General features: G+C 45.9%; 1 protein-coding gene. It reads right to left on the bottom strand.

The window, feature by feature from the left end; genetic code table 11:
• The coding region (locus tag FN960_RS24345; RefSeq protein WP_438799993.1) for a MerR family DNA-binding transcriptional regulator at nt 1-167 on the bottom strand (167 nt) is incomplete at its 3' end.
• Nucleotides 168-259 lie beyond the last annotated feature (92 nt).

Genomic DNA, 259 nt, shown 5'->3' with positions numbered 1-259 from the left:
TATCGCAACACATCACGTTTATATCGCCGCTGATTGCCGCTGTTACGGATACTGGTAATCAACCCTTTACTTTCATAGAAATGCAGCGCCGATACCGCCACACCGCTGCGTTTCGCCACTTCGCCGGGGGTTAGCAGCGCTTTAATGCGGGGTAATTTCTTTTCCATAAATCGCTTTACCTCAAGTTAACTTGAGGAATTATACTCCCCAACAGATGAATTAACGAACTGAACACTGAAAAGAGGCAGATTTATGTCCC

It is taken from the genome of Alkalicoccobacillus porphyridii (assembly GCF_007293315.1).
Classification (GTDB): Bacteria; Bacillota; Bacilli; order Bacillales; family Bacillaceae_D; genus Alkalicoccobacillus; species Alkalicoccobacillus porphyridii.
The sequence above is the reverse complement of the archived record's forward strand: the minus strand, read 5'-3'. Positions and strand labels throughout refer to the sequence as shown.